The organism is Alkalicoccus luteus (assembly GCF_012034335.1).
Taxonomy (GTDB): domain Bacteria; phylum Bacillota; class Bacilli; order Bacillales; family Salisediminibacteriaceae; genus Alkalicoccus; species Alkalicoccus luteus_A.
In genome coordinates, this window is sequence record NZ_JAATHJ010000064.1 from 1 (window position 1) to 1,387 (window position 1,387).

At 40.2% G+C, this 1,387-nt stretch carries 1 protein-coding gene; it reads right to left on the reverse strand.

Going from position 1 to position 1,387, the window contains the following annotated elements:
- Positions 1-837: 837 nt before the first annotated feature.
- Positions 838-1,206 (reverse strand): hypothetical protein, encoded by a 369-nt coding sequence (locus HCN83_RS17845; RefSeq protein WP_168009770.1) that lies wholly within the window; start codon positions 1,204-1,206, stop codon positions 838-840.
- Positions 1,207-1,387: the final 181 nt, after the last annotated feature.

Consider the following 1,387-nt stretch of genomic DNA (forward strand, 5'->3'; position numbering starts at 1 on the left):
AAATAATATAAACGTGTGCCTATGTAAAAATTGTAAAAAAGGAGCGCATTTTCGCTTCATGCCTTGTCAGGAGTGGACCATGAGGTCCAGAAAAGCGGAAATGTGCCTATTTACTGTCGAACTCGAGTTAAATAGCTAGTGCCTAACTTCTGTCTATTTACGAATATATTTCTAGAAAATACGATTAGATTTCCGGTAAAACCCTTGATAAAAGTCACCGAAATAACGGGCCACTATGAAACGAACGAAAGAAAAGAATAAAGCGACCGCAGCTATTAAACATAATAAGATCAGTCCCTGTTCAACTACATTTATCTGTATCACCTTCATTTTTTGTTTCTTATCTGAGATTGTTCAAACATTGATATCAGTTGCTTGGCTTTCATTTCGTTACTAATATAAAAGAAGAGTATTTCTTTATTGAGGAAATTCGCATTGCTGTGTCTTTTGCCCCCTGCCCTCATATTAGAAAAAGAAAATATGTAACTGACCCTGCTACAGACAATCCAAAAAGAAAGTACTTCATTTTTACCTGCTCGAAATAAACGATATAAATAATGGCGATTAGATGAATGCTTAAGAGCAGGTAGCTTACTAAGTATTGAAAGGAAAATGGTAATACAACAAGAAGAACTGAACATAAATAGATTATGACAACAAACCATTTGTCCCTCGTGGTCGTGTTTCTCTTGATTAGGCCGATTATGATAGGGATTAGCATCCCTATCATAAACAGCAGCAAAAGCGCCGATACGTTTTCGATCATTGTCTCTTCCCCTTATGCAATGCCAACTGTAGCTTAAGCGTTAATAAACACGTGCCTTGTGATCACAGCGGCTATTCTAATACAAAGCTCTCTTCGTGCTCGTCGTCCCACTCAATTGAAAATTCAATGTCATCGTCTTCTCGTGTAACGGCACATCCGCTGCAGCCGCTGCCTGAATGCTCAATGACGCCGCCTTCGCTGAGGATTTCGCCTGTTACGGTTGTGCTGCCGATGCTGTAATTCAGCGTTTCCGGCAGGCTTTCTTCGCCGATGTAGCGAATGGCGTAATCGATGGATTGGCTGTTCTCATCATAAATATTAACCGTGTAGTCTACTTCCCAATTGTCTCCTTCGTTACTGAAGTGCAAGGTGTCCTGGTTTTGACAGGCTGCTACAAAAAGAAGCATTATAGCCCAGATGGATACACGTTGAAGCATCATCTTCTGATCTCTCCTTTCTTGAAACTGTATCTGGCTTCTATGTTACGAAAATAATTGGCTCATCACCACGAAGTGTAGTTGACACTTAAGCAGATGAAATGAAAACAAGTGGCAGATCCTTTATCGTGAAAGTTGTCGAGACAAACACGAGGAGGTTCTGCCACTTGCTACATCAGTTTAT

Bases quoted from the DNA above. Each gene is read 5' to 3' on its own strand.
- HCN83_RS17845 (WP_168009770.1), bottom strand. From the start codon at position 1,206: ATGATGCTTCAACGTGTATCCATCTGGGCTATAATGCTTCTTTTTGTA.